The sequence below is a fragment of the Belnapia mucosa genome (genome assembly GCF_016775475.1).
GTDB classification, from domain to species: Bacteria; Pseudomonadota; Alphaproteobacteria; order Acetobacterales; family Acetobacteraceae; genus Belnapia; species Belnapia mucosa.
Genome location: NZ_JAEUXJ010000007.1, coordinates 265,191 through 288,245, shown reverse-complemented (window position 1 = coordinate 288,245; position 23,055 = coordinate 265,191). Strand labels below are relative to the sequence as shown.

At 70.0% G+C, this 23,055-nt stretch carries 21 protein-coding genes; 6 read left to right on the top strand and 15 right to left on the bottom strand.

Annotation, left to right across the window (positions count from 1 at the left end; genetic code table 11):
- Window positions 1-38: 38 nt before the first annotated feature.
- The 8 genes from JMJ55_RS18105 to JMJ55_RS18070 form a co-directional block, all read right to left on the bottom strand.
- Window positions 39-320, bottom strand: a complete 282-nt coding sequence (locus JMJ55_RS18105; protein WP_202826979.1) for a DUF2160 domain-containing protein — start codon at window positions 318-320, stop codon at window positions 39-41.
- Window positions 320-1,189, bottom strand: coding sequence for a carbohydrate ABC transporter permease (locus JMJ55_RS18100; protein WP_456237079.1), 870 nt, complete (start codon window positions 1,187-1,189; stop codon window positions 320-322). Before JMJ55_RS18100 ends, JMJ55_RS18105 begins: the two co-directional genes overlap by 1 nt.
- The gene (locus JMJ55_RS18095) at window positions 1,186-2,073 is read right to left on the bottom strand and encodes a carbohydrate ABC transporter permease (RefSeq protein ID WP_202826978.1); all 888 of its coding nucleotides are present in this window, start codon (window positions 2,071-2,073) and stop codon (window positions 1,186-1,188) included. The genes JMJ55_RS18100 and JMJ55_RS18095 overlap by 4 nt, the downstream gene beginning before the upstream one ends.
- Before the next feature lie 3 nt (window positions 2,074-2,076).
- On the bottom strand, window positions 2,077-3,135 hold the full coding sequence (locus JMJ55_RS18090) for an ABC transporter ATP-binding protein (protein WP_202826977.1): 1,059 nt from the start codon (window positions 3,133-3,135) through the stop codon (window positions 2,077-2,079).
- Entirely contained in the window at window positions 3,135-4,214 is a 1,080-nt protein-coding gene (locus JMJ55_RS18085; protein WP_202826976.1) for an ABC transporter ATP-binding protein, read from the bottom strand. Before JMJ55_RS18085 ends, JMJ55_RS18090 begins: the two co-directional genes overlap by 1 nt.
- Complete coding sequence (gene glpD, locus JMJ55_RS18080; protein ID WP_202827006.1) at window positions 4,211-5,737, bottom strand: glycerol-3-phosphate dehydrogenase; 1,527 nt, start codon at window positions 5,735-5,737, stop codon at window positions 4,211-4,213. Before glpD ends, JMJ55_RS18085 begins: the two co-directional genes overlap by 4 nt.
- A gap of 90 nt (window positions 5,738-5,827) precedes the next feature.
- Complete coding sequence (locus JMJ55_RS18075; RefSeq protein ID WP_202826975.1) at window positions 5,828-6,625, bottom strand: DeoR/GlpR family DNA-binding transcription regulator; 798 nt, start codon at window positions 6,623-6,625, stop codon at window positions 5,828-5,830.
- 48 nt (window positions 6,626-6,673) lie between these two features.
- Entirely contained in the window at window positions 6,674-7,903 is a 1,230-nt protein-coding gene (locus tag JMJ55_RS18070) for a YeeE/YedE family protein (RefSeq protein ID WP_202826974.1), read from the bottom strand.
- A gap of 97 nt (window positions 7,904-8,000) precedes the next feature.
- Between JMJ55_RS18070 and JMJ55_RS18065 the strand changes: the two genes are divergently transcribed.
- Both JMJ55_RS18065 and JMJ55_RS18060 read left to right on the top strand, forming a co-directional pair.
- Window positions 8,001-9,113, top strand: a complete 1,113-nt coding sequence (locus JMJ55_RS18065) for an L-dopachrome tautomerase-related protein (RefSeq protein WP_202826973.1) — start codon at window positions 8,001-8,003, stop codon at window positions 9,111-9,113.
- A gap of 14 nt (window positions 9,114-9,127) precedes the next feature.
- Window positions 9,128-9,922: an SDR family NAD(P)-dependent oxidoreductase gene (locus JMJ55_RS18060; RefSeq protein WP_202826972.1), complete on the top strand. Its 795-nt coding sequence runs from the start codon at window positions 9,128-9,130 to the stop codon at window positions 9,920-9,922.
- A gap of 188 nt (window positions 9,923-10,110) precedes the next feature.
- Here JMJ55_RS18060 and JMJ55_RS18055 read toward each other — a convergent pair whose 3' ends face one another.
- From JMJ55_RS18055 to JMJ55_RS18045, 3 genes are read right to left on the bottom strand one after another with little or no spacing between them, the layout of a single operon-like run.
- Window positions 10,111-12,333 (bottom strand): xanthine dehydrogenase family protein molybdopterin-binding subunit, encoded by a 2,223-nt coding sequence (locus JMJ55_RS18055; protein WP_202826971.1) that lies wholly within the window; start codon window positions 12,331-12,333, stop codon window positions 10,111-10,113.
- Window positions 12,330-13,316, bottom strand: a complete 987-nt coding sequence (locus JMJ55_RS18050; RefSeq protein ID WP_202826970.1) for an FAD binding domain-containing protein — start codon at window positions 13,314-13,316, stop codon at window positions 12,330-12,332. Before JMJ55_RS18050 ends, JMJ55_RS18055 begins: the two co-directional genes overlap by 4 nt.
- A gap of 3 nt (window positions 13,317-13,319) precedes the next feature.
- Complete coding sequence (locus tag JMJ55_RS18045) at window positions 13,320-13,805, bottom strand: (2Fe-2S)-binding protein (RefSeq protein WP_202826969.1); 486 nt, start codon at window positions 13,803-13,805, stop codon at window positions 13,320-13,322.
- Between the two features lie 635 nt (window positions 13,806-14,440).
- Here JMJ55_RS18045 and JMJ55_RS18040 point away from each other — a divergent pair.
- Entirely contained in the window at window positions 14,441-15,286 is an 846-nt protein-coding gene (locus JMJ55_RS18040) for a family 16 glycosylhydrolase (RefSeq protein WP_202826968.1), read from the top strand.
- On the opposite strand, the gene JMJ55_RS31655 is transcribed toward JMJ55_RS18040, so the two are convergent.
- A complete protein-coding gene (locus tag JMJ55_RS31655; RefSeq protein WP_328702690.1) occupies window positions 15,256-15,954 on the bottom strand; it encodes a dicarboxylate/amino acid:cation symporter in 699 nt (232 codons plus the stop codon). The two genes, JMJ55_RS18040 and JMJ55_RS31655, sit on opposite strands and share 31 nt — an antisense overlap.
- On the bottom strand, window positions 15,840-16,604 hold the full coding sequence (locus tag JMJ55_RS31935; RefSeq protein WP_328702689.1) for a dicarboxylate/amino acid:cation symporter: 765 nt from the start codon (window positions 16,602-16,604) through the stop codon (window positions 15,840-15,842). Before JMJ55_RS31935 ends, JMJ55_RS31655 begins: the two co-directional genes overlap by 115 nt.
- A 118-nt stretch (window positions 16,605-16,722) precedes the next feature.
- Between JMJ55_RS31935 and JMJ55_RS18030 the strand changes: the two genes are divergently transcribed.
- From JMJ55_RS18030 to JMJ55_RS18020, 3 genes are all read left to right on the top strand, one after another.
- Complete coding sequence (locus tag JMJ55_RS18030; RefSeq protein ID WP_202826967.1) at window positions 16,723-17,370, top strand: phosphatase PAP2 family protein; 648 nt, start codon at window positions 16,723-16,725, stop codon at window positions 17,368-17,370.
- Between the two features lie 64 nt (window positions 17,371-17,434).
- Window positions 17,435-18,271, top strand: coding sequence for a PhzF family phenazine biosynthesis protein (locus tag JMJ55_RS18025; RefSeq protein WP_202826966.1), 837 nt, complete (start codon window positions 17,435-17,437; stop codon window positions 18,269-18,271).
- A gap of 241 nt (window positions 18,272-18,512) precedes the next feature.
- Window positions 18,513-20,660, top strand: coding sequence for a PAS domain S-box protein (locus tag JMJ55_RS18020; protein ID WP_202826965.1), 2,148 nt, complete (start codon window positions 18,513-18,515; stop codon window positions 20,658-20,660).
- A 15-nt stretch (window positions 20,661-20,675) separates the two neighbouring features.
- On the opposite strand, the gene JMJ55_RS18015 is transcribed toward JMJ55_RS18020, so the two are convergent.
- Window positions 20,676-22,148: a mannitol dehydrogenase family protein gene (locus JMJ55_RS18015; RefSeq protein WP_202826964.1), complete on the bottom strand. Its 1,473-nt coding sequence runs from the start codon at window positions 22,146-22,148 to the stop codon at window positions 20,676-20,678.
- Between the two features lie 23 nt (window positions 22,149-22,171).
- Window positions 22,172-22,936, bottom strand: a complete 765-nt coding sequence (locus tag JMJ55_RS18010) for a DeoR/GlpR family DNA-binding transcription regulator (RefSeq protein WP_202826963.1) — start codon at window positions 22,934-22,936, stop codon at window positions 22,172-22,174.
- Window positions 22,937-23,055 lie beyond the last annotated feature (119 nt).

Genomic DNA, 23,055 nt, shown 5'->3' with positions numbered 1-23,055 from the left:
TCCTCCTCAGATCCGGCCTTCCGGCCGGCCCTCGTGGTTCAGGCCCAGCGGAACATGATCGCCCCATAGGCGAGCGATACGAAGCTGGCGCCCCAGAGCGGCGCCTCTCCGGCCAGCGCCAGCCAGCCGAGATGGATGAAAGCGGCGCCGAGCAGCGTCAGGAACAGCCGGTCCCCGCGTGTCGTCGGCAGGCCGAGCATACCGATGCGGTCCCGCTCCGGCCGCAGCGCGGCGAGCAGGGTCATCACCGCCAGCACGCAGAACAGAAGGCCGAAGAACAGCGCCGTCTGCCAGGTCCAGGCCATCCAGGAGAGCGCCATCACACCCGCCCCAGCGCGAAGCCGCGCGCGATGTGGTTGCGGACGAACCAGATGACGATGGCGCCCGGGATAATGGTCAGCACGCCCGCCGCCGAGAGCAGGCCCCAATCCATCCCTGCCGCCGAGACCGTGCGCGTCATGGTGGCGACGATGGGCTTCGCGTTCACCGTGGTCAGCGTCCGGGCCAGCAGCAGCTCCACCCAGGAAAACATGAAGCAGAAGAAGGCTGCGACGCCGACGCCGCCGGCGACCAGCGGCAGGAAGTGGCGGATGAAGAAGGCCGGGAAGGACCAGCCATCGATCGCCGCCATCTCGTCGATCTCGCGCGGCACGCCGGACATGAAACCCTCGAGGATCCAGACCGCGAGGGGGATGTTGAACAGGCAATGCGCCAGCGCCACCGCCCAGGGCGTGTCGAACAGCCCAACCGCGCTGTAGAGCTGGAAGAAGGGCAGCGCGAAGACCGCCGGCGGCGCCATCCGGTTGGAGAGCAGCCAGAAGAACAGATGCTTGTCGCCGAGGAAGCGGTAGCGGCTGAAGGCATAGGCCGCCGGCAACGCGACGGCGAGCGAGATCACCGTGTTCAGGGCCACATAGGTCAGGCTGTTGATATAGCCGCTGTACCAGGAGGCATCGGTGAAGATGCGCCGGTAGTGCTCCAGCGTCGGGTTCTGCGGCCAGAGCGTCATCCCCGAGTTGATCTCGAGATTGGTCTTCAGGCTCATGTTCACGAGCCAGTAGATCGGCACGAGCAGGAACAGGATGTAGAGCACCAGCACCACCCGCGGCACCGCGGCGCGCAGCGCGCCGCTCTCGGCCGGGGCGCGCGTCTCGGCAAGGGCGGCCGGGGCCAGGGTCGCGCCGCTCACTGCACCGCCTCGCTCTGGCTGCGGGTCGTGGTAGCGAAGAAGACCCAGCAGACCGTCAGCACGATCAGGTTGTAGACGATGGACATCGCCGCCGCCTTGCCGAGGTCGAACTGGCCGAGCGCGATCTTCACCAGGTCGATCGAGAGGAAGGTCGTGGCATTCCCTGGCCCGCCACCCGTCACCACGAAGGGCTCGGTATAGATCATGAAGCTGTCCATGAAGCGCAGCAGGATGGCGATGGTCAGCACCCGCTGCATCTTCGGCAGTTGGATGGCGCGGAACACCGCCCAGGAACTGGCGCCATCCACCTTGGCAGCCTGGTAGTAGGCGTCGGGGATGGCGCGCAGCCCGGCATAGCAGAGCAGCACCACCAGCGAGGTCCAGTGCCACACATCCATGGCGACCACGGTCACCCAGGCCGCCAGCGGCGTCTGCGCATAGTTGTACTCGATGCCGAGCCCGTTCACCGCCGCGCCCAGCAGGCCGATATCGCGCCGGGCGAAGACCTGCCAGATCGTGCCGACCACGTTCCATGGGATCAGCAGCGGCAGCGCCAGCAGCACCAGCGAGGCGGCGACGCCCCAGCCCCGGCGCGGCAGGGTCAGCGCGACGCCGATGCCGAGCGGCACCTCGATCAACAGGCAGATCGCGCTGAACAGCAGCGTGCGCCAGAGCGCATCAAAGAAGCGCCCGCCGAGATCGGTCGAGGGATCGAGCAACTCCTTGAACCAGCCCGTGCCGTTCCAGAAGAACTCGTTGTTCCCGAAGCTGTCCTGCACCGAGTAGTTCACCACCGTCATCACCGGGATGAGGGCGGAAAAGGCCACCAGCGCCACCACCGGCAGCACCAGGAACCAGGCGCGGTTGTCGAGCGGCTTGGCCATCGCTCAGCCCTCCCCGGCCGCCAGGCGGCCATCGGCATAGACATGCAGGCGCGCAGGGTCGAGGGCGAGGCGCGGCTCGGCCGGCACCGCCATGCCCTCCGGCAGGGTGGCGGCGAAGGGCATCCCCTCCAGCTCCACCCGCGCGATGCGCCGGCGCCCGAGATCCTCGATGCGCCGCAGCGTCACCGGCAGCCCGTCCCGGGCGAGGGCGGCGAATTCCGGCCGGATGCCGAGCTCCAGCCTGCCCGAGAGCCGCGGATAGGCCCGCGGCAGCCCGATCCGGTGGCCGCCCGGCAGGATGGCGGCATCGCCCTCCACCGCGCAGGGCAGCAGGTTCATCCCCGGGCTGCCGATGAAATGCCCGACGAAAGTATGCGCCGGCCGGTCGAACAGCGCCTCCGGCGTGCCGACCTGCACCACCTCGCCTTCCGACATGACGACGACCCGGTCGGCGAAGGTTAGTGCCTCGGTCTGGTCATGGGTGACATAGATCATCGTCACCGGCACCTGGCGATGCAGCTCCTTCAGCCGCGAGCGCAACTCCCATTTCAGATGCGGGTCGATCACCGTCAGCGGCTCGTCGAAGAGGATGGCGGCGACATCGTCGCGCACCAGGCCCCGGCCGAGCGAGATCTTCTGCTTGTCGTCGGCGCCAAGATTGCGCGCCCGCCGGTCGAGCATCGCGCTCAGCCCGAGCAGTCCCGCCACATGCTCGACCCGCGCCCTGGCCGCCGCCGCGGGCACGCCGCGGTTGCGCAGGGGGAAAGCCAGGTTCTCCCGTACCGTCATCGTGTCGTAGACCACGGGGAATTGGAACACCTGCGCCACGTTGCGCCGCTCGGTCGGCAGCGCCGTCACGTCCCGCCCGTCGAAGAGCACCCGCCCCTCGCTCGGCCGTAACAGGCCGGAGACGATATTCAGCAGCGTCGTCTTGCCGCAGCCGGAGGGCCCGAGCAGCGCATAGGCGCCGGCATCCTCCCAGACCATATCCATCGGCTTCAGCGCATGTGCGCTGCTGCCGGGATAGAGATGCGCCAGATGCTCGAAGGCGATGCGGGCCATCAGGCGGCCTCCGCCAGGGCAGCGACGGCGGCGAGCCGGCCATCCGCGCCGAAGACGAGGCAGCGCTGCGGGTCGAGCCAGACCGTCACCGCCTGCCCGGGCTCCGGCCGCCGGACGCCGGGCGCCAGCACCACCCAGTCCAGCCCGCCGACTGAGAGATGCACATAGCTCTCCGAGCCCGTCACCTCGGCGACCCGCACCTCGGCCGGCAGCGCGACGGCGCCCGGCAACGGCTCCAGCGAGAGCTGATGCGCCCGGATTCCGATGGTGCAGTCCCCCTCCGGCAGACCGGCGACCGGCGCCGGCAGCACCGCGCCGGAGGCGAGCACCAGCCGCCCGCCCTCGCTGCGGGCCGGCGCCTCGTTCAACGGCGGGTCGGAGAAGACGCGCGCCGTGGCGAGATCGGCCGGCCTGCGGAAGACCTCCCCCGCCTGGCCGAATTGCGTGACGCGCCCCTCGGACAGCGTGGCGACGGAGCCGCCGAGCAGCAGCGCCTCGGCCGGCTCCGTCGTCGCATAGACGAAGACCGAGCCGCTCTCGGCGAAGAGCTTCGGCAGTTCTTCGCGCAACTCCTCGCGCAGCTTGTAGTCGAGATTGGCCAGCGGTTCATCCATCAGCACCAGCGCCGCGCGCTTCACCAGGGCCCGCGCGATCGCCGTCCGCTGCTGCTGCCCGCCGGAGAGCTCGAGCGGCCGCCGCGCCAGATAGGGCTCCAGCCGCAGCAGCCGGGCGGCTTCCTTCACCCGCCCCTCGATCTCCACCCGCTTGAGCCCCGCCACGCGCAGTGGCGAGGCAATATTCTCGAAAACCGAGAGCGTCGGGTAGTTGATGAACTGCTGATAGACCATGGCGACGCTGCGCCGCCGCACCGGCTGGCCCGTCACTTCCCGCCCCTCGGCGAAGAGCCGCCCTGCGCTCGGCCGATCGAGCCCGGCCAGCAGCCGCAGCAGCGTGGTCTTGCCCGCGCCGGTCGGGCCCAGCAACACATTGGGCAGGCCCGGCTGCAATTCCAGCGTCACCGGATGCAGCACCGCCTGCCCGCCCGCGGACAGCGCCAGCCCGTCCGCTCGCACCGTCATTCCGCCGCCCTCCCGGACCCAGCCTGCGCCGCGGCCATGTATTCCGCCAGCGCCGCCTGCCCCGCCTGGTCGATGCGGAGCCCGAGCTTGCTGCGGCGCCACAGTACATCGGCCGACGCGCGGGCCCATTCCTCGCGCATCTGCCAGTCCACCTCGCGCGCCGTCAGCCCGGCGCCGAAATGCTGGCCGAGATCGACCATGCCCCGCGCATCCCCCAGCACCCGCACGGCCCGCGTGCCGTATTGCCGGACGAGCCGCCGCGCCAGCTTGGCCTCAATGAAGGGATAGTCGCGCCGCAACGCCTCAACCAAGGCCGGCGCCCCGTCCCAAGGGAAGTCGCCCCCTGGCAGCGAGGCGGCATTCGTCCAACCCGGCTTCAGCCCCGGGAAATGCGGCGCCAGTTTCGCCATCGCCGCCTCGGCGAGCCGGCGATAGGTGGTGATCTTGCCGCCGAAGACGCTGAGCAGCGGCGCCTCGTCCGCCCCTGCATCCAGCTTCAGCACATAGTCCCGCGTCGCCTCCTGCGCCCGGCTGGCACCGTCGTCATAGAGCGGGCGGACGCCGGAATAGCTCCAGACCACATCGGCGGGCGTCACGGGCTGGCGGAAATACTCGCTGACCGCGCGGCAAAGATAGGCGGTCTCCGCCTCGGAGATCTTGGCCGTCGCCGGATCGCCCTCGAATTCCTCATCGGTCGTGCCGATGAGCATGAAGTCTTCCTCATAGGGGATCGAGAAGCAGATCCGTCCATCCGGATTCTGGAAGATGTAGCAGCGGTCGTGGTCATAGAGGCGGCGGGTGACGATATGGCTGCCCTTCACCATCCTGACGCGCGCCGGCGTATTGACGCCCGCGACGCCGCCGAGCACCGCCCCCACCCAGGGCCCCGCCGCATTCACCAGCGCCCGCGCCCGCACCTCCTGCACCGCGCCACTATCCTCATCGCGCAGGGTGGCGTGCCAGATCCCACCTTCGCGCCGGGCCGAGGCCACGCGCGTCCGGGTCAGGATGGTGGCGCCGCGATCCGCCGCATCCCGCGCATTCAGGACAACGAGCCGCGCATCCTCCACCCAGCAATCGGAATATTCAAAGCCCCGGTTCAGATGCGGCTTCAGCGGCGCGCCCGCCGGGTCCTGCCGCAGATTGACGCTCCGGGTCGGCGGCAGGATGCGCCGCCCGCCGAGATGGTCATAGAGGAAGAGGCCGAGCCGAAGGATCGGCCAGGGCCGCTGCCCCGCCGAATGCGGCAGCACGAAGCGCAGCGGCCAGACGATATGCGGCGCCGCCCGCAGCAGCACCTCGCGCTCGATCAGCGCTTCCCGCACCAGGCGGAATTCCCGGTATTCCAGGTAGCGCAAGCCGCCATGGATCAGCTTGGTCGAGGAGGAGGAGGTCGCACCCGCCAGATCGCCCTTTTCGGCCAGGGTGACGTTGAGGCCCCGTCCCACTGCATCGCGCGCGATGCCGCAGCCATTCACGCCCCCGCCGATGACGAGGAGATCCCGGAGCTGGCTGTTGCCCATTGCTGCCACGCGACCTTCCCTGGACTGTGCGGCGATGCTTTCCCAGCCAAACCGAAAGCGCAAGCGAAAAATCCGCGCCCTATCCGCGCCTCACCGAGTTTCGCTTTCCCCCGCGACCTCGATCCGTGTCCCCGCTTCCCGGCAGGCGGCGGCGAAGCGCGGCGGCGGCGGCTGGTCCGTCACCACGGTATGGAGCTGGCGCACATGGCCGATGCGGATCGGCGCCGTGCGGGCGAATTTCCCGGCATCCGCCACCAGGATCGGTTGCCGCGCATTGCCGAGAATGGCACGTGAGACCCGCACCTCCCGGTAATCGTAATCCAACAGGCTGCCATCCTCATCGAGGGCGGAGGCGCCCATCACCGCGAAATCCAGCTTGAATTCCGAAACGAGATCGACCGTCGCCTCCCCGGCGATGCCGCCATCGCTCCGCCGCACCGGGCCGCCGGCCACCACCACCTCCACCCCCGGGCTCGGCAGCAGGATGGAGACGACATGGATGTTGTTGGTGACGACCAACAGGTCGCGGTGCCGCGCCAGGGCCCGCGCCACCTCCTCGGTCGTGGTACCGATATTGATGAAGAGGGAGGAGCCGTCCGGGATCAGCGCCGCGCAGCGCTCCGCGATCCGCCGCTTCTCCTCATGCGCCAGCGCCCGCCGCGCCTCATAGGAGGCATTGGCGACGCCCGAGGCCAGCATCGCCCCGCCATGCTGCCGCGCCAGCAGGCCGAGATCGCGCAGCAGGTTGAGATCCTTGCGGATGGTCTGCGGGCTGACTCCGAACCGCGCCGCCAGCGCCTCCACCCCGACGCGCCCGGCCCCGCGGGCCAGGCTCAGGATGGCCTGCTGCCGATCCGAAAGTTCTGCGAGCGTTTGGGTCGTCGTCACAGCCGAACGATGCGCCAACCGCGCCCCAAACGAAAGTGGATTATCGGGTCAGCACCCGGTCTGCCGCGGCAGCCGCTCCACCTCCAGGCCAAACAGCGGCCTGATCCCGGTGCCGAGCCAGTTGCCGAAGAAGGCTGCCACCATCCAGACCCAGCCATGCAGGCTGCCCGAGGCGATGCCGGAGAAATAGGCGCCGATATTGCAGCCATAGGCCAGCCGCGCCCCATAGCCCAACATCACCCCGCCGACCACCGCCGCCAGCGCCGAACGCCAGGGCACCCGCCAGCCCGGCGAAAACCGCCCCGCCAGGGCCGAGGCCAGCAACGCCCCGAGGATGATGCCGAAATCCATCACCGAGGTGACGTCGCGGAGCACGCTTCCCTCCAGCGCCGCCCGCGGCCCCGGCGCCTGCCAATAGGGCCAGCTTGCCGGGTCGAGCCCGATCAGCGCCGCCGCCTTCGAGCCCCAGAGGGCGAAGGCCGCGGTGATCCCCCAGGGCCGGCCCGAGAGCGCCAGCGTGGCGAAGTTGAGCACCGCCAGCGCCACAGCCCCGGCGACCAGCGGCCAGGGCCCGCGCAGCAGCCGCGCCAGCCCATGCCGCGGCGCGTCCGGCGGCGTCACCAGCCGCCCATGCCGCCGCCGCTCCAGCACCACGGTCAGCCAGGCGATGCCGGCGAAGACGGCAAGGTTGACGGCCAGCGCCGGCACCACCCCCCAGACCTGGACCAGCGAAACCGGGGCCAGATGCGGCAGTGCCGACCACCAATGCAGATGCGCCGCCCCCAGCGCCGAGCCGGCGATGAAGGCTGCCAGCGTCAGCAGCATCCGCACCGAACCGCCGCCCACCGTATAGAGCGTGCCCGAGGCGCAGCCCCCGCCCATCTGCATCCCGATGCCGAAGAGGAAGGCGCCGAAGATCACCGAGACGCCGACCGGCGACACGAGGCCCTGCACCGGCTGGCCGAACAGGCTTCCCGCTGCCAGCACCGGGAAGAACAGCAGCACGGCGACGGCCAGCATCACCATCTGCGCCCGCAGCCCCGCCCCGCGCCGGTCGGCGATGAAGACGCGCCAGGCCGAGGTAAAGCCGAAGGCGGCATGATACAGCACCAGCCCCAGCGCCGCACCGAGCAGGAACAGCTCCGCCTGCCGCGCGCCGATGCTCTGTGCGATGGCGCCGCCGCCCAGCAGCAGCAACGTCCCGGCGATCAGCGCCGCCGGCGTGTTGATGGCGACCTGGCGTACCGGCATCGGCGCGGCCATGCTCGTTGCGGACATCTGGCTTTCCCTCTCGCCGTCAGGCTGGCTTCGCCGGAACCCATCGCCGCCAGGATGGTTGCTCCCGGGGTCGCCACCCAAGGCCCGGATATCCTTTATGCCAGACACCGAGACCCGCCAGCCGGCCGATGAGCCGCTGGGTCAGCTTGAGACCGTTGCCAATTTCGACGGCGCCATGCCGACCGGCGTCACCGTCTCCCAGCGGGGCCGCATCTTCGTCAACTTCCCCAAATGGGGCGACGATGTCCGCTTCACCGTTGCTGAGCTGAAGGATGGACGCCCTGTCGCCTTCCCGGATGAGGAAGCGAACCGCACGCGCGACGACGATCCCGCCGCCGCCCTCGTCTCGGTGCAGAGCGTGGTCGTCGATCCCGCCGACCGACTCTGGATCCTCGATACCGGCAGCCCGATGTTCCAGCCGACCGAGCTGGGCGGCCCGAAGCTGGTCTGCATCGATCTCGCCACCGACCGCGTGGTGCGCAGCATCCTCTTCCCGCGGGATGTGGCCCTGCCGACCACCTATCTGAACGATGTCCGCTTCGATCTCCGTCGGGGTGCCGAAGGCATGGCCTTCATCACCGACAGCGCCGACAAGGGCCCCAACGGCATCATCGTCATCGACCTTGCCTCGGGCGAGAGCTGGCGTCGCCTGCACGATCATCCCTCGACCAAGGCCGAGCCGCCGGAGCGCTTCCTCCCTGTCGTCGAAGGCCGCCCCGTGATGGAGCGCCAGCCCGATGGCGCGACCAAGCCGGTGACCATGGGCGCGGATGGCATCGCCCTCGGCGGCGACGGCACGCGGCTCTTCTACTGCCCGCTCGCCTCCCGCCGCCTCTACAGCGTCTCGACCGATGCGCTGGCCGACCGGAAGCTCGACGATGCTGCCGTCGCCGCGACGGTGCAGGATGAGGGCGACAAGGGCGGTGGCGCCGATGGGCTGGAGACGGACGACCAGGGCCGGATCTACGCCACCAGCTATGAGCACAATGCCATTCTCCGCCGCCAGCCCGATGGTGGCTGGGAGACGGTGGCGCATGACCCGCGCCTGCTCTGGCCGGATACGATGTCGGTCGCGGCGGATGGGTATCTCTATGTCACCGCCAACCAGCTGCACCGCCAGGCGCGCTACCAGCGCGGCCAGGACCTCCGGCGCAAACCCTATTCCCTGTTCCGTATCCGGCTCGACGCCGGCCCGCTGCTGCTGCGCTGACCGAGGAGTAATCCATGTCCCAGACCCAATCCCGGCCGCTGGCTGTCGTCACCGGCGCCTCCACCGGCATCGGTTACGAACTTGCCCGCTGCTGCGCCGAGGGCGGCTTCGACCTCGTCATCGCCGCCGATGAGCCGCAGATCCAGCAGGCGGCCGATACGCTGCGCGGCCTCGGCGCCCAGGTCACGGCAGTCGAGGTCGATCTCTCCACGACCGAGGGCGTCGATCGGCTGCATGCCGAGATCGGCGGCCGGCCGGTGGCGGCGCTGCTGGCCAATGCCGGGCGCGGCCTCGGCCACGGCTTCCTCGACCAGGATTTCGCCGCGGTCCGGCACGTGGTCGACACCAATATCACCGGCACGATCTACCTGATCCAGAAGATCGGCCGCGAGATGCGGCTGCGGCGGGAGGGCCGGATCCTCATCACCGGCTCCATCGCCGGTTTCATCCCGGGCACCTATCAGGCGGTCTACAACGCCTCGAAATCCTTCCTCGACAGCTTCTCCTTCGCGCTGCGGCACGAGGTGAAGGGCGAGGGCATTACCGTCACCTGCCTGATGCCCGGCGCGACCGAGACCGAGTTCTTCGAGCGGGCCGATATGCTAGACACCAAGGTCGGCCAATCGAAGAAGGACGATCCCGCCGATGTGGCCAAGACCGGCTTCGCCGCGATGATGCGCGGCGACGGCGATGTCGTCACCGGCTGGCAGAACAAGCTGCAGACAGCCATTGCCTCGGTCGTGCCGGCTGGTCTGCTGGCGGAGCAGCACCGCAAGATGGCCGAGCCGGGCTCCGCTCCGCAGAACTGAGCCCGGCGCTGCTGGGGGTCGGAGGCCCGTTGGACAAGGCCGATCGGGTCAGTCCGCCGGGTCTTTTTCGCCCCCGGTGCGTCGGTCGGCTTGCCGATGCAACCAGCATCGGCGGCGCCGCCCTCCTTCCGAAGCCGAAAAATCCCTCGCCGGCCCTCAGCCTCCGGCCTCATCCAACGATCCTAGGCTCACAGCAGCACATCCGGCGTGATCGGCAGCTGGCGGATGCGCCGGCCGGTTGCGTGCCAGACCGCATTGGCGATTGCCGGCGCCACGCCGCAGATCGCCACCTCCGCTAGGCCCTTCACGCCGAGCGGGTTGAAGTTGCGGTCGTCATTCGGGACGAAGATCGCCTCCGTCACGCCGATATCGGCATTCACCGGCACCAGGTATTCGGCCAGGTTCGCATTCATCACCCGGCCGAAGCGGGCATCCCAGTCCGCCCGCTCCTCCAGCGCCATGCCGAGCCCGCCGACCATGCCGCCGATGCACTGGCTGCGCGCCGTCTTCGGGTTGATGACCCGGCCGACATCATAGGCGCCGATGATGCGCGGCACCCGCACCGTTCCCAGCGCCTCATCGACCCGCACCTCGACGAAGACGGCGCCGAAGGCGGCGGAGGAGTATTTCTTCGTCTCCTCGCCCGGTTGGGCACTGCCCTCGGCTTCCAGCCAGCCGAGATTGTGCTGCCGCAGCAGCTCGGCATAGGGCACGACGGACCCGCTGCCATCGGCGCGGGCCAGGCCGCCGCCGTGGAAGGCCACCGCCTCGGACGGCAGGCCGGAGAAGGGCCCCTGCTGCGCCGCCCGCGCCAGGTCGGCCAGCTTCTTCTGCGCCGCCCCGCAGGCGGCGACGATGGCATTGCCAAGGCTCGCCATGGTGACGGAGCCGCCATGCACCGGCGCATAGGGCAGGTTGGTGTCGCCCAGCTCGAACCGCACCTGCTCCAACGGCAGGCCCAGCGTCTCGGCCGCCACCTGCGTCATCGAGGTATAGGTGCCCGGCCCCATATCGGAGGAGGCGCTGCGCACCACCGCCCCGCCATTGCCGGTGAGCGCAACGGAGGCCGTGGCGGCGCTGCGGTCCGAATGGTAGATCGCCGTCGCCATGCCATAGCCGACCAGCTGGTCGCCCTCCCGCATGGAGCGCGGCTCCGGCCGGCGGCGGGACCAGCCGAAGCGCTCGGCCGCCGTCGCATAGCAGGCGCGCAGTTCCTTGCTCGACCAGGGCAGGCCCTTCTGCTCATCGGTCTCGGCGTAGTTGCGTAAGCGCAGCTCCAGCGGGTCGATGTTCAGTTCCACCGCCAGTTCGTCCATCGCCATCTCGAGGCCGAGAACGCCCGTTACCACCCCCGGCGCCCGCATCGGGCAGGGCGAGTTGGTGTCCATCTCCACGAGCCGGTAGCGGGCCAGCAGGTTGGGGCAGCTATAGAGGTGGCTGGTCGGCGAGAGCACCGTCTCGGCATATTCCTCATACCGACCGACCTGCTGGATCACCTCATGCTTCAGCGCGGAGAGCCGGCCATCCTTGGTGGCGCCGAGCGCGACATGCTGCTCGGAATGCGGCCGGAAGCCGATCGAGGTGTAGAGCTGCCGCCGGGTCAGTTCCAGCCGCACCGGCCGGCCGACCCGCTGCGCCGCCATCGCCGCCAGCGTCACATGCGGCCAGGTCCTGAGCGCCGAGCCGAAGGCACCGCCGACAAAGGGCGAGACGACGCGGATGCGCTCCTCGGGGATGCCGAAGACATGCGCGATCTCCTTGCGGTCGTTGTCCACCCATTGGGTCTTGTCATAGAGGGTGAGGTGCTCGCCTTCCCAATGCGCGATCGTCACATGTGGCTCGATCGCGTTGTGATGCTCGCGCGGATGGGTATAGCGCGCCTCCACCCGCACTGGCGCCGCGGCCAGCGCCGCCTCGGCCTCGCCGCGGCCGAGTTCCGGCACGCGGCCGGCCTTCACATTGCCCTCGCTCGGCGGGCGGCCGCGCGCAGGATCGAAGATGGTCAGGGCCGGGGTGCGGGCATAGTCGATCCGCACCAGCTCGGCGGCATGCACCGCCTGTTCCAGGGTCTCCGCCACCGCGACCGCCACGGGCTGGCCGTTGAAGCGCACCTCGGCATCCTGCAGCACATGCAGCTGCTCGCCCGATTGCGCATCCACCTGCGGCCGCTGCGGGATCTGGTGGTATGGCAGGCGCGGCGCATTCTCATGCGTCAGGATGGCGAGCACGCCGGGCGCGCGCTCGGCCGCCGCGGTGTCGACGCTGCGGATATGGCCGCGCGGGATGGGCGCCACGACCATCGCCGCATGCACCAGGCCCGGCAGGTCGAATTCGGCGGCATAGGTGGCGTGGCCGGTGACCTTGGCGGGCCCGTCCACGCGGCTGACCGGTTGGCCGATGATGGCGTTCATGCGAGCTCTCCGGCTTCGATGATGGCGCGTTCGACGGTGCGTTGCAGCAGCGGCTGCTTGAAGGCATTGCCGCTGCGCGTCACCGCGCCTTCCGCGGCCCAGACCGCGGCCAGGCGGGCCCGGTCGCGGTCGAGGCGGACGCCCAGAAGCTCCTGCTCCACCCGCGGCAGGCGCCAGGGCTTGGTGGCGACGCCGCCCACCGCGATGCGCGCCTCCGTCACCCGCCCGCCTTCGTCCAGCCGCAGCGCCACGGCGGCCGAGGCCAGCGCCCAGGAGAAGCTCGCCCGGTCTCGCACCTTCACGTAATGCGAGCGCCGGCCGCGCGCATGCGCCGGGATGCGGAGGCCAAGAATGACATCGCCCTGACGCAGCACGGTCTCGATCTGCGGCGTATCGCCGGGCAGGCGATGGAAGTCCTCCACCGGCACCCAGCGTTCCGCGCCATCGGCATGCTGGATCTGCACCTCGGCATCGACGGAGATCAGCGCCACCGGAAGATCGGAGGGCTGCACCGCGATGCAATGCTCGCTGCCGCCGAGGATGGCGTTGTGGCGGTTCTCGCCATCCAACGCCGAGCAGCCGCTGCCGGGCAGGCGCTTGTTGCAGGGCGTGCTCACGTCACGGAAGTAGAGGCAGCGGGTGCGCTGCAGCAGGTTGCCGCCGACCGTCGCCATGTGCCGCACCATGGGTGATGCGGTGAGATCCAGCGCTTCCGTCACCACCGGGAAGGCCTCGCGCAGCCGCGCATCGTCGGCGGCGTCTTGCAGGCGGGTCAGGGCGCCGATGCGAATGGCGCCATCGGCATCCTCGGTGATGCCCTGCAGCGGCAGGCGGTTGATGTCGGCGAGTTCAGCAGGCTGCGCAACGCCTTCCTGGAGGAGCTGCAGCATATCGGTGCCGCCGGCGATGAAGCTGGCGCCTTGCAGCGCGCGGGCCGCGGCACCCGCCGCATCGGCGACGGGGGCATAGGTAAAGGGCTGCATGGCTCAGGCCTCGCGCGTTGCTGCGTCGCGCACCGCGGCGACGATATTGGCATAGGCACCGCAGCGGCAGAGATTGCCGCTGAGCTGTTCGCGGATCTCGTCATCCGAGCCGGCACGGCCCTCGCGGATGGCGCCGACCGCGGACATGATCTGGCCCGGCGTGCAGTAGCCGCATTGGAAGGCGTCGTGCTCGACGAAGGCGGCCTGCACCGGATGCAACTCGTCGCCCCGCGCCAGCCCTTCGATCGTCGTCACCTCGCGGCCCTCCGCCATCGCCGCCAGCATCAGGCAGGAGACTACGCGCTTGCCGTCCAGCAGCACGGTGCAGGCACCGCATTGGCCGAGCGCGCAGCCCTTCTTCGTGCCGGTCAGGTGCAGCCGGTCACGCAGCGCATCCAGCAGCGTGGTGCGGGCGTCGATCTCGGTCTCGAAAGATTGGCCGTTGACCCGGAGAGTCACGGCGAAGCTCTGGGCCGGTTCTGGCGGCATGGGGGAAATACTCCTTGGCCGGAACGCCGGCTGATGTTTGGGGGGGACCGCGCGGTCAACGCGAACGCGGCAGGCGGCGTTCGATTTGCCCCGTCATCCGGATCGTTTCCGCTGGAAGCCGCAGCTAACCGCGATCTATGCGCGGTCATGGATAATTACGATCCAGAAAGACCGCGAAAAAACAACCCTTGTTGGGTCGCACTTATCTGAGTAGTTCGGTGTTGTTCACGCGGTGCTGACAACCGCAAACGTCACGAACGACGCTTCTTGGGGAACAATTGCTGGTGCAACCTGGCCGTTCATATTCACCTGTCGGGCAATATATCGCAGCCGTCATTACTCATGGCGGGCGGTCTTGTTCTTCGGGGAAGGCGGCACGGGCATCGGCCGGGGCACTGGTATTCGCCTGCTCCGACGCGTGACCTAACCAACAGCATCCATTCGGGTGGCGGCACAGGCCGGCACCCGCAGGGCGGCCGTGTCCACCGGGCACGATCGCCAGACAGGCTCGCCTGCGGCGTGCCTGAGGGCTGATCCCAGCCCGACCCATTGTTCGGCTTGTCCGGCCTGTGCCCCCTCCGGCACGGCAGGTCTTGCTGCGCGGGTAAGGCAAACCATTGAGAGGGACCATCACCATGGCTAACGCCCTTAACGTGAACTTCGACAGCGGGTTCGGCTCGATCGGCAATGTTTGGAACGTCGGCTCTCCGAGCAATGGCCAGGTTACACTCAGCGGCACCTCCGGCATGATGGAATGGGCGTCCGGCCCGAGCGCCGGCCATGGCTATGGCACCTACACCGTGACCGCGAAGGTCGATGGCAACCAGCCCGGCCCCGGCATCGTTCTTTGGCCCGGCAACGACCAGTGGCCCGGCCAGGAAATCGACATGGTCGAGATCACGCCGGACGGTTCGGGCCGCCAGTACGGCACCGTGCATTGGAACTCCAACGGCAGCGACGCCTTCGACACCCGCATCTATGACGGCGTGCAGAGCGGCGTGTTCCACGACTACACGATGGTCTGGGAGCCGGGGAAGATCACCTTCAAGGTGGACGGTGCCGTGAAGGGCGTCATCACCGATCACGTGCCGGTCGATTTCGACCATGGCGGCATGAACAACACGATCGGCGTGCTGAACACCAGCAACGCGACCTCGATCACGGTCGACCACATCTCCTTCACCCCGCTCGGCGGTTCCACGCCCCAGCCGGTGCAGACGGTGACGACCGATTTGCCGGCGCCCGTCGCCGCGACGGTGGCCGCGACCTCCACGGTCAGCGTCGGCTTGGACTGGCAGGCGTTGGCGGCGGAGGTCACTGCGAATTACGAGGCGACCGGCCACTGGGTCCTGCCGACCGATGGCATCGCCCCGTCCGCTTCGACGGCGACGAATGTGGTGCATGACGGTGCGGTGGATTGGAATGTGATCGCCGCGACGGTGATCGAGAACTACGAGACGACCGGCCACTGGTTCATGTAAGCCGGACGGGCGGGGGCGGCGTGCCGTCCCCACCCATCCCGTTCAGGCCGGCTGCGAGGCGCCGGGGACAGCATCCTCCGCCGTCTCCGCCACCTCCGGCCGATCGCCCTCCCACTTGCCGACCACGGCGGTGGCGAGCGAATTGCCGATGACGTTGGTCGCCGAGCGCCCATGTCGAGGAACTGGTCGATGCCGATGATCAGCAGCAACCCCGCCTCCGGGATGTTGAAGGTCGCGAGCGTCGCCGCGATGACGACGAGCGATGCGCGCGGCACGCCCGCCATTCCCTTGCTGGTCAGCATCAGCAGCAGCAGCATCGTCGCCTGCTGTCCGAGCGAGAGCTCGATATTGTAGGCCTGCGCGATGAACAGCGTGGCGAAGGTGCAATACATCATCGAGCCGTCGAGGTTGAAGGAATACCCCATCGGCAGCACGAAGCTGACGATCCGGCGGCTGACCGGGAAGCGCACCAGCTGCTCCATCATCTTCGGATAGGCCGCCTCGCTGCTCGCGGTGCTGAAGGCGAGCAGGAATGGCTCCCGCACCAGGCTGATCAGCTCGAACACCCGCCGGCCGAAGAACAGGAAGCCGACCGCCGCCAGCAGGCACCACAGAATGCCGAGGCCGAGATAGAATTCGGCGACGAATTTCCCGTAGGTGACCAAGATGCCGAGGCCCTGGGTGGTGATGATCGCCGCCATGGAGGCGAAGACCGCGAGCGGCGCCAGGTCCTGATATAGCCCGTCACCTTCAAGATCGCGTGCGACAGCTCCTCGATCCAGGCGACCAGCGTGCGGGCGCGCTCGCCGAGCGCCGCGCAGGCGACGCCGAAGAACAGCGAGAACACCACGATCTGCAGGATCTCGTTCTGCGCCATCGCCTCGAAGATCGAGCGCGGCACCAGATGCGCGACGAAATCCTTGAGCGAGAGCGAGGCCACCGCGACATCGGCCGAGGCGCCGGCCTCGGGCAGCGGCAGGTTCAGGCTGTCGCCCGGCCGCAGCAGGTTCACCAGCACGAGGCCGAGCAGCAGCGAGACGACGGAGGCGCCGATGAACCAGGCCATCGCCTTGCCGCCGATCCGCCCGACCGCCCGCGTATCCCCCATATGCGCGACGCCGACGACGAGGGTGGAAAAGACCAGCGGCGCGATGATCATCTTGATCAGCCGCAGGAAGATGTCGGTGACTAGGGATATGTAGCCGGCAATCTCCTTCGCCGTCGCCGGGTCCGGCCAGGTGGCGTGGCAGATATGGCCGACCGCGATGCCGAACACCATGGCGATCAGGATGAAGGTCGTCAGCCGATGCGACCGCATGCTGCGCGCTCCGCTCCGTGTTCCTGCGTCGCAATCGCAGCGGATGCCGCCGGGGTTCCGGGCCGGGACGCCGGAATGTGATCCGGGCGGCGGCGCCGCTTCCGCTATGCGCATGCTTATGAAACGGATCGCCGGCCTGTCCCTGCGCCTCCGCGGCGCCATCCCCGCCGCCCTCTGGACCTGGGGTATCCTCTGGGTCCTGGCCATGGCGGCCATCCTGTTCGGCATCACCCGGCTGGACCACCCGCTGGCCCTGCTGCTGCGCGAACGCACCACGCCCTCGCGCGAGGCGATGCTGCTGGTCCGGCTGCCGGAGGCGATCGCGGCCGTGGCGATCCTCGGCACCGTCGCGCTCGGCGCCTGGCATCTCGGCCGGGCGCGGCTGCGGGGCGCCTGGCGCATGGCCTTCTTCGCCGGGCTTGGCCTCTGCATCGCGCTCGCGGTGAAGTCGGAGCTGAAGCCGCTCTTTGGCCGGGTGGCGCCGGAGGCCTGGTTCCGGCACCAGAGCGCGCCCTTCCGCAATTTCCACCTGCTGCATCCAGGCAGCTTTCCCTCCGGCCATATGGTCGTGCTGGGCGTGCTGGCCGCCTTCGCCTGGCCGCTCGGGCTCGCGGCGCGGCTCGTCACGGTGCTCGGCTGCCTCGCGACCGGGGCGGCGCTGATGATCGTGGAGGCGCATTACCTCACCGACCTGGCGGCGGGGCTGCTGCTCGGCGCCAGCATCGGCGCGGCCTGCCGGACGGCGGCGCGGCAGGAGCCGGACTAGGCTCGCCGCATGGCGTGGCGACCCGCGCCGTGTTGTCCGGCCGCCTCCGTGGCATGCTCCCCGCATGACCCAGCCCGAGACCGTCCTCCTCTCCGTCTTTCCCGCCGGTCCCGGCGGCGGGAACCCGGCCCCGATCGTGCCCGATGCGCGCGGCATGGATGCGGCCGCGATGCAGGCGCTGGCCGCCCGTCACGGCCATGAATCCGGCTTCGTGCTGCCGCCGGACGATCCCTCCATGGCCGACCGGCGCTTCCGCTTTTTCGTCCCCGCGCATGAGATGGAGATGTGCGGCCATGCGACGTTGGGCGCGGCCTGGCTGCTGCGCCGCCGCGGCGAGGCGCCCGATACCGTGCTGCGGATCGAGACGCTGTCCGGCCCGGTCCGCGCCTTCTTCACCGGCGACCAGGTCGAGGTGACCCAGCCGGAGGGCCGGGCCAGCCCCGTGGCCGATCCCGGCCCGGTGCTCGCCGCGCTCGGACTCGGGCCGGAGGATCTGCTCGACCTTCCGGTGCAGGACGCGGCCACGAGCCGCGCCAAGACCCTGGTGCCCCTGCGCTCGGTCGAGCGGCTGCACGCCCTCCGCCCCGATCCGGAGGCGGTGCGCCGTGCCTGCGAGGCGCTGGGCTCGACCGGCCTGTATCCTTGGGCTTTCGGGGAGCCCGGCACGGCGCATGCGCGGCAATTCCCGCGCGCCAGCGGCTATCTCGAGGATGCGGCCACCGGCATCGCCGCCACGGCGCTCTTCGCCGGGCTGCGCGCGCTCGGGCTGGCGGATGGGCCGCTTATCGTGCGCCAGGGGGAGGCGATGGGCCGCCCCTCCGCCATGCGCGTCGCCCGCGACCCCGAGGGGCCGGAGCTTCGCCTGTCCGGCCGCGTCGAGATGCTGGACGCCATTCCGTGACCGGCCGGAACCGGCGACTGGATTGACACGGGCCCGACCGGCGGGCTTGCTCGCCGCATGCCCCTCCGTCGTGCCCGCAACGCCCGCCTCGCGCCGGGACTGGAAGAATTCACTGGTCGCTCCATCGCTTCGGTCCGCGTTCGCGCGAGGAAGATAAGTCGAACCGCTCGTCGCGTGGTACCCGATGCACGGTAATGCCGCGCCGCCTTTTCTCCATGCATCGGGAGAGATGGCCGGATGCGTGCGGGGCCGGAACTGGGCCGCGACACCGCTCGGGCCGGGTGCGGCCTGGCTGCAGAGCCTGCGCAGCCTTGCCGAACTGATGCTGGCGACGCCGCAGCCGGCCCTGCTCGCCTGGGGACCGGCGCTGACCATCCTCTACAACGATGCCTGCCGGCCCATCTTCGGCGCGCGGCATCGGGATGCCCTGGGCATGCCCCTGGCGGCGCTGCTTGCCGAGGCCGGCGCGGATTCCGGCCCGCTGCTGGAGGCCGCGATGCGGGGCGAGGCGCAGCGCGCGCCGGTCCCCTCCCCCACCGGCCCGCGCCTCTTCGCCTGGGTGCCGGTCCGGGACGAGGGCGGCGCGGTCGCCGGCCTCTACGCCACCGAGGTTGCCGCGACGGTTCCCACGGTGGAGTCCGCGGAAGGGAGCGGGGCGCGCTTCCGTGCGCTGGCGAGCGCCAGTTCGGACGCGGTCTATCGCATGAGCGCGGATTGGCGCGAGATGCGCCATCTCCGCGGCCAGGACTTCATCGCCGATACGGAGGATCCGAGCCGCACCTGGCTGGACCGCTACATCCATCCGGACGACCAGCCGATGGTCGTCGCGGCCATCGAGGAGGCGGTGCGGACGAAAGGCATCTTCGCGCTGGAACACCGGGTCCGCCGCCTGGATGGCAGCCTCGGATGGACCTTCTCGCGGGCGGCCCCGATGCTCGACGAGGCAGGGCGAATCACCGAATGGTTCGGCACGGCCAGCGACATCACCGAGCGGAAACGCGCTGAGGAGGCGCTGCGCCAAAGCCAGGCCGAGGCCGGGCGCCAGCGGCGCCTCTATGAGGCGATCCTGACCAATACTCCCGACCTCGCCTACATCTTCGATCTCGACCAGCGCTTCATCTATGCCAATGAAGGCCTGCTGCGGATGTGGGGCCGCAGCTGGGAGGAGGCGATCGGCAAGACCTGCCTGGAGCTCGGCTATCCCGACTGGCACGCGGCGATGCATGGCCGCGAGATCGAGCAGGTGGTCGCCACCCGCAAGCCGATCCGCGGGCAGGTCCCCTTTACCGGCACCTTCGGCCGCCGGATCTATGACTACATCTTCGTCCCCGTCCTCGGCGCCGATGGCCGGGTCGAGGCGGTGGCGGGCACGACCCGCGACGTCACCGAGCAGACGGAAACCGAGGCGGCGCTGCGCGACAGCCAGGCCCGGCTGTCGGAAGCCCTTTCAGCCGCCAGGATGGCCGCCTGGCGCTGGGACCCGGTGACGGATCGCTCGAGCTTCACCGGCATGGAGGCGGAGGTCTTCGGCCTGCTGCCCGGGACGACACTGGAGAGCAGCGCCGAGGGCCAGAGCCTGCTCCACCCGGAGGATGTCGAGCGGCACCGCGCCCTGGTGCGCGAGGCGACCAGGCATGGCACTGCCTGGCATTCCGAGTTCCGCATCATCCGCCCGCGCGACGGCAGGATCGCCTGGCTCGAGGAACGCGCCTCGGCCGAGCGCGACCCGGACACCGGCGCGGTGCGCATGACCGGGCTGGTCTGGGACATCACCGAGCGCAAGGAGGCCGAGGAGCGCCAGAAGCTGCTCTCGCGCGAAGTGGACCATCGCGCCAAGAACGCGCTGGCGGTGGTGCAATCGGCGCTGCGGCTGACCCGGGCGGAGGACCTGCCTTCCTATGTTCGGGCGGTGACCGGGCGCGTTTCGGCCCTGGCCCGGGCGCAGACCCTGCTGGCCGAGGATCGCTGGCATGGCGCGGACCTGCGCACGCTGCTGGAAGGCGAGCTGGCGCCCTTCATCGATGCCGACCAGCGCGTGATCCTCGAGGGCCCGCGTCTGGCGGTGCCGGCCCCGGCGGCGCAGCCCCTGGCCATGGCGGTGCACGAGCTCGCCACCAATGCGGTGAAATACGGCGCGCTCTCGGTGCCCATGGGCCGGCTTGCCGTTACCTGGCGGGTGGAAGGCGGGCTGCAGGGCTGGCTGCGGCTGCGCTGGGCGGAGATGGGCGGGCCGCCGGTCGCGGCGCCGCCGGAACGCCGCGGCTTCGGCTCCCGCGTGCTGGAGGGCACGATGCGCGGCCAGCTCGGCGGCACGGTCACGCTGAACTGGCAGCCGGCGGGGCTGGGCTGCGAGATGGAGATACCGTTGAGCCGGAACGCCGCGGACTGAACCGCGGCGCGGGGCTCAGAACCCCAGCCGCACCCGCGCCATGGCGAGGGTGCGGCGGGCGCCAACCGCGTAGAGCGATTGCAGCCAGCGGCGCACCGGCTCCACGAAGGCGAAGTGCTGGCCGAGATCGCCGAACACCGCCTCGACCGAGAGCAGCGGCGCCGGATCAGGCCCACCCTCCGCCGCCCGCTGATGCAGCAGCGGCGCCAGGGCGTGCCGCAGCACGACCGGCTGCCCGATCTCGTCCTCCCCACGCGCGCAACGCATCCAGGCCGCGACGGCAAGGCAGAGCAGCTCCGCGGGCTCGCCAGCACGCAGGCGGTCGCGCAGCGGGTCCAGCAGGATGGTGGGCGAGCCGTCGGCGACGATGCGGTCGGGGGTGTCGCGGATCGCCGGATTGGCGAAGCGGGCGACGAGCGTCTGCTTGTATTCCTCCAGATCCACCCCCGGCACGGGCGGCACGGTCGGGCCTGTCTCACGGTCCATCACGGCCCGCATCAGCGCCGCCAGATCGCCATCCGCCAGGCAGTCCGAGACATAGGCATGCCCCATCAGCCGGCCGAGCCCGGCGACCGTATGGTGGCTCGCATTCAATAGGCGCAGCTTCATGAATTCATAGGGGCCGACATCCGGGACGAGCTGCGCCCCTACCTCCTCCCAGGGCGGCCGGCCGGCGGGGAAGCGGTCCTCGATGACCCATTGGCGGAAGGTCTCGCAGGGCACCGGCCAATGGTCGCGCAGGCCGTGCCGGGCCTCCAGCGCCTGCCGGTCCTCATCGGTTGTCCCGGGGGTGATGCGGTCCACCATGGTGGAGGGGAAGGCCGCCTCGGCCGCGATCCAGCGGGCGAGGGACGGGTCGCGCATCCCGGCGAAGGCCAGCACGGCGTCGCGCAGCACTTGGCCGTTATGTTGGATGTTGTCGCAGGACATGGCCGTGAAGGCCGGTGCCCCCGCGTCGCGGCGACGGCGCAGCGCCTCCGTGATGACGCCGATGGCGGAGCAGGGCGCATGGGGCTTCGCCAGATCCGCCTGGATCAGCGGATTGCCGGGGTCCAGCCGCTTGGTCGCGCGGTCCAGGCAATAGCCGTTCTCCGTCACCGTCAAGCTGACGATGCGGATGGCCGGCGCATCCATCGCCGCCAGCAGGGCGGCGGAGCCATCCCCCGCGAAGACCAGCCCCGCCAGGGAGCCGATGACGGTCGCGCGCTCCTCGCCCTCGCCGCGCTCGAGCAGCGTGTAGAGCCCGTCCTGCGACGTCAGCGCCTCGACGATCCGGCGGTCCGGCTCCATCAGCCCGGCGCCGAGGATGCCCCAGGACAGCGCATCGGCGCGGCGCTCCATCAGGTCATGCGCATAGCGGGCCATATGGGCGCGGTGGAAATTGCCCGGGCCGAGATGAACGATGCCCGCGGACACCGCGGCCGGATCATAGGCGGGGGCGCGCACCCCTGGCGGCATGGCGCGCAGCGCCGCACGGCTTAGCTCCATCCTGCGTTTCTCTCCCCCTAATCTCAGGCGATGACGATCTCCGCCCCCGCCGCGCGCAGCGCCCGGCCGGTCGCGGCCGGGGCGGCGGCCTCCGTCACCAGCATCCCGCCGCGGCCGGGCTGGGCCACGCGGCAGGGCGCGGCGCGGTGGAATTTCGCGCTATCCGCCACAATCACCAGGCGCCCGGCCCTGGCGAGCATGGCCCGCGCCACCGCCACCTCATCCTCATGATAGTCCAGCAGCCAACCATCCGCACCGATCGCGCCGCCGCCCGTCAGCAGCGCGTCGCAGCGCCAGCGCCCCGCCATCTCGGCCGCCGTCGCACCGGTCAACCCGCCATTCCGCGCCTGCCAGACGCCGCCGAGCAGATGCACCTGCATCCCCGGCGCCGCGCCGAGGATGCGTGCCGCCGCGCTGCTGTTGGTCACGACCAGCAGGTCCCGATGCGTCGCCGCCAGCGCCGCCGCAGTCGCTTCCACCGTCGTGCCGAGGGTCAGGAAGAGCGAGGAGCCGTCGGGGATGAGGGCGGCCGCGGCGCGGGCGATGCGCTGCTTGGCCGCGCTGTTCTCCACATGCCGCACCGCATAATCGGTATTGGCGATCGAGGATGGCAGGCTCGCGCCGCCATGGTGCCGGCGCAGCAGCCCCTTCTCCGCCAGTTCCGAGAGGTCGCGCCGGATGGTCTGGGGCGTGACCGAGAGGCCGCTCGCCAGTTCCTCAATGCCGGCATAGCCGCCGCGGCGACGCAAGGCGTCGAGGATGCCGGCATGGCGGCTATCGGCGCCCATCCCTATCCTCCCCCGTTCGCGGTTGCGAAAACGAAAATCCGCTTGCGGAAACGAACATAGATCGGCTTCACTCCCGGCTGCAACAAGGCGCCGAAGGCGCCGGGGCGGGAGGAGAGGAT

What these genes read in the sequence shown, in the direction of transcription:
- JMJ55_RS18065 (WP_202826973.1), top strand. Translation starts at nt 8,001, where the DNA reads ATGCCAGACACCGAGACCCGCCAGCCGGCCGATGAGCCGCTGGGTCAG.
- JMJ55_RS18105 (WP_202826979.1), bottom strand. Translation starts at nt 320, where the DNA reads ATGGCGCTCTCCTGGATGGCCTGGACCTGGCAGACGGCGCTGTTCTTC.
- JMJ55_RS18030 (WP_202826967.1), top strand. Translation starts at nt 16,723, where the DNA reads ATGAAACGGATCGCCGGCCTGTCCCTGCGCCTCCGCGGCGCCATCCCC.
- JMJ55_RS18045 (WP_202826969.1), bottom strand. Translation starts at nt 13,805, where the DNA reads ATGCCGCCAGAACCGGCCCAGAGCTTCGCCGTGACTCTCCGGGTCAAC.
- JMJ55_RS18070 (WP_202826974.1), bottom strand. Translation starts at nt 7,903, where the DNA reads ATGTCCGCAACGAGCATGGCCGCGCCGATGCCGGTACGCCAGGTCGCC.
- JMJ55_RS18060 (WP_202826972.1), top strand. Translation starts at nt 9,128, where the DNA reads ATGTCCCAGACCCAATCCCGGCCGCTGGCTGTCGTCACCGGCGCCTCC.
- JMJ55_RS18040 (WP_202826968.1), top strand. Translation starts at nt 14,441, where the DNA reads ATGGCTAACGCCCTTAACGTGAACTTCGACAGCGGGTTCGGCTCGATC.
- glpD (WP_202827006.1), bottom strand. Translation starts at nt 5,737, where the DNA reads ATGGGCAACAGCCAGCTCCGGGATCTCCTCGTCATCGGCGGGGGCGTG.
- JMJ55_RS18015 (WP_202826964.1), bottom strand. Translation starts at nt 22,148, where the DNA reads ATGGAGCTAAGCCGTGCGGCGCTGCGCGCCATGCCGCCAGGGGTGCGC.
- JMJ55_RS18095 (WP_202826978.1), bottom strand. Translation starts at nt 2,073, where the DNA reads ATGGCCAAGCCGCTCGACAACCGCGCCTGGTTCCTGGTGCTGCCGGTG.
- JMJ55_RS18090 (WP_202826977.1), bottom strand. Translation starts at nt 3,135, where the DNA reads ATGGCCCGCATCGCCTTCGAGCATCTGGCGCATCTCTATCCCGGCAGC.
- JMJ55_RS18050 (WP_202826970.1), bottom strand. Translation starts at nt 13,316, where the DNA reads ATGCAGCCCTTTACCTATGCCCCCGTCGCCGATGCGGCGGGTGCCGCG.
- JMJ55_RS31935 (WP_328702689.1), bottom strand. Translation starts at nt 16,604, where the DNA reads ATGCGGTCGCATCGGCTGACGACCTTCATCCTGATCGCCATGGTGTTC.
- JMJ55_RS18055 (WP_202826971.1), bottom strand. Translation starts at nt 12,333, where the DNA reads ATGAACGCCATCATCGGCCAACCGGTCAGCCGCGTGGACGGGCCCGCC.
- JMJ55_RS18085 (WP_202826976.1), bottom strand. Translation starts at nt 4,214, where the DNA reads ATGACGGTGCGAGCGGACGGGCTGGCGCTGTCCGCGGGCGGGCAGGCG.
- JMJ55_RS18010 (WP_202826963.1), bottom strand. Translation starts at nt 22,936, where the DNA reads ATGGGCGCCGATAGCCGCCATGCCGGCATCCTCGACGCCTTGCGTCGC.
- JMJ55_RS18025 (WP_202826966.1), top strand. Translation starts at nt 17,435, where the DNA reads ATGACCCAGCCCGAGACCGTCCTCCTCTCCGTCTTTCCCGCCGGTCCC.